Annotated in this window: 3 protein-coding genes; 1 reads left to right on the forward strand and 2 read right to left on the reverse strand. The window is 64.7% G+C overall.

The window, feature by feature from the left end; genetic code table 11:
• Both EN780_RS31635 and EN780_RS31640 read right to left on the reverse strand, forming a co-directional pair.
• Positions 1–1201: mannose-1-phosphate guanylyltransferase/mannose-6-phosphate isomerase (locus EN780_RS31635; RefSeq protein WP_128276232.1), on the reverse strand; the 1201-nt coding region annotated here is incomplete at its 3' end.
• 44 nt (positions 1202–1245) lie between these two features.
• Positions 1246–2145 carry a LysR family transcriptional regulator gene (locus EN780_RS31640; protein WP_128276233.1) on the reverse strand — a complete coding sequence of 300 codons (900 nt, stop codon included), beginning with the start codon at positions 2143–2145 and terminating at the stop codon, positions 1246–1248.
• Positions 2146–2239: 94 nt separating this feature from the next.
• Here EN780_RS31640 and EN780_RS31645 point away from each other — a divergent pair.
• Positions 2240–2685 (forward strand): NmrA family NAD(P)-binding protein (locus tag EN780_RS31645; RefSeq protein ID WP_128276234.1); only part of this gene is annotated, 446 nt, incomplete at its 3' end.

The following is a 2685-nucleotide window of genomic DNA, read 5'->3' on the forward strand; positions in this document are numbered from 1 at the left end:
CTTCACGCCGGCGCATGACCGCGTCATCGAAAGCGGCGCCTGGCGGCAGCGTCTCGTCGAACAGCCAGTGATGTACGCGCTGCCGCCAGGCGCCGCTTTCGATGACGCGGTCATGCGCCGGCGTGAAGCGGGTTTCCAGGCGACCCGACTTCTCCAGCTGCTCGACGATCTTCTTGACGTGCTGGCTGTGGCTGACCGGCGCCACAAAAGTGGCGTCGGCGGTCGAGACGATGGCGACGTCCTTCATGCCGATGGCCGAGAGCAGCCGGCCCTCGCCGCGAATGTAGGAATTCTCGCAATCGATGGCGACGACGTCGCCGACGATGACGTTGCCTTGATTGTCGGAAGGGCCGACATCGAGCAGCGACTGCCAGGAGCCGAGATCGTTCCAGCGGAAGCCGGCCGGCACCATGGCGATGCCCTTGGCACGCTCCATGATGGCGTAGTCGATCGAGGTCGATGGGATGGCGGAATAGAGTTCCAGCGGCATATAGAGACCGGAAAGATCCGATGTCGCCGCCTTATAGGCGGCTTCGGTGGCCTGCCAGATATCAGGCGCGAAAGCCGCGAAGGCGTCGCGCATGGCGCGGGCGCGAAACAGGAAGATGCCGGTGTTCCAGTAGAAGGTTCCGGCTTCGAGATAGGCTTGCGCGGTGGCGAGGTCGGGCTTCTCGACGAAACGCGAGACATCGAACACACCGTCTCTGTCGGCGGCGACCTCTATATAGCCGTAGCCGGTCTCGGGCTGGGTCGGCTTGATGCCGAACACCACCAGGCGGCCGGCATGAGCCGCCACGGCCCCGGCTTCAACACTGCGCCAGAACTGCTCCGCGGTCGAAATCTCGTGATCGGACGGCACCACCAGCACCAGGCTGTCGCCGAATTCGGACAGCGTGCGCAATGTGGCGAGCGCGACGGCGGCCGCGGTGTTGCGTCCGGTCGGCTCGAACAGCGGGCCGCCGCCGGCAAGATCGAGGCCTGCGAGGTCGGCATGGACGCGCTCGGCGTGGCGCTCGGAGGCGATCAGGAAGATCGGCGTTTCGCCGGCCGGCCTTGCCGCCAGCCGGCGCAAGGTCTTGGCCAGCATCGAACCGTCGCCGGAAAAATCGTGGAACTGCTTGGGATTGTCCTCGCGCGACAGCGGCCAGAGCCGCGAGCCGACGCCGCCACTCATGACGAAACTGACAATGCGCTCGCTCATCTAGGTCTCGCAATCAGAAGTTGGTCGCATGGGTACGCACAGCTTTATGCACTGTTTACCCGATTCGAAATCCGCTCGGTCGCCAGATCGATGAACGCCTTGACCAGGGGCGACAGGTGGCGGCTGCTCGGATAGAGGACGTAAAGACCGCCGGCCGGCGTGGTGTAATCCCCAAGGACGCGGCGCAGCCGCCCCTCGCCGATCAGTGCGTCCGCCATTCCGTAGGGCAATTGAGCGATGCCGTAGCCGGCAATGGCGGCGGCGACCACAGCCTGCATCTCGTTGGCGGCGAAGCGCCCGGATACCGTCACCGTCTCCTGGCCTTGCGGCCCGTCCAGGACCCAGTGAGCGCCGGCTGCCGAGGGGCCGGCAATGACGCAGTGGTGGTGAGCGAGGTCCGCCGGCGCTTCGGGTGCTCCATGGCGCTCGAGATAGTCCGGGCTGGCGCAGAGATGCCTGTGCGTCGAGCCGAGCTTGCGGGCGATCAGCGTCGAATCCTGCAAGACGCCAGTGCGGAAGGCGAGATCGATCCCGTCCTCGACCAGGTTGAGCTTGTCGTCGGTCAGGCGAAGCTCGACCTTGGTCTTCGGATAGATCTCGAGAAACTCGACCACGGCGCGGTTGAGGAAATAGGCGCCGAAACCGACGGGCGCCGAGATGCGGATCGTGCCCGATGGTTCCGCGCTCGCCTCGGCAAGGCGCAGATTGGCCTCTTCGATCGCCCGCAGTGCCTGGCTGCTCTGCTCGTAATAAAGGCGCCCAGCATCCGTCATGTTGAGGCTGCGGGTCGTGCGCTGCAGCAGGCGGACGCCGAACTCGCGCTCGAGCGCGGCAATGCGGCGGCTGACCGTCGTCTTTGGCATGGCAAGCAGGCGCGCGGCGGCGGTGAAGCTGCCGGCTTCCACAACGCGGGCAAAAACCGCGATGTCGTTGAGGTCGATCATTGTATCCAAGAGTGGGACAAAGTTTTCCAATTATAGGTGATTATGCATCAATGGCAAACCCTAACTTTGCTCCACGCAAACAAGGAGCAAACAGATGACCATCAAAAGAGACATTCTGGTGACCGGCGCCACCGGCCAGCAAGGCGGCGCGGTCGCGCGCGCTCTTCTTGCCAAGGGCCACGGCGTCAAGGCGTTGACGCGCTCGCCGGACGGCAAGGCGGCGCGGCAGCTGGCGACCGCCGGCGCCGAAATCGTGGCGGGCGATCTTTCCGACTCGGCTTCAATCGTGAAGGCGGCGAGCGGCGTCGACACCATGTTCCTGATGGGCACCATGACCGAGGCCGGCATGGAGGAAGAGACCCGCCAGGGTATCCTTGCCGCCGACGCGGCGAAGGCTGCCGGCGTCGGGCATCTCGTCTATTCGTCCGTCGCCGACGCCAACAAGAAAACCGGCATCCCGCATTTCGAAAGCAAATATCTGGTCGAGCGGCATATCGAGCGGCTCGGCATCCCCTATACGATCAGCGCCCCGGTCGCCTT

This window comes from Mesorhizobium sp. M4B.F.Ca.ET.089.01.1.1 (genome assembly GCF_004022605.1).
GTDB lineage: Bacteria > Pseudomonadota > Alphaproteobacteria > Rhizobiales > Rhizobiaceae > Mesorhizobium > Mesorhizobium abyssinicae.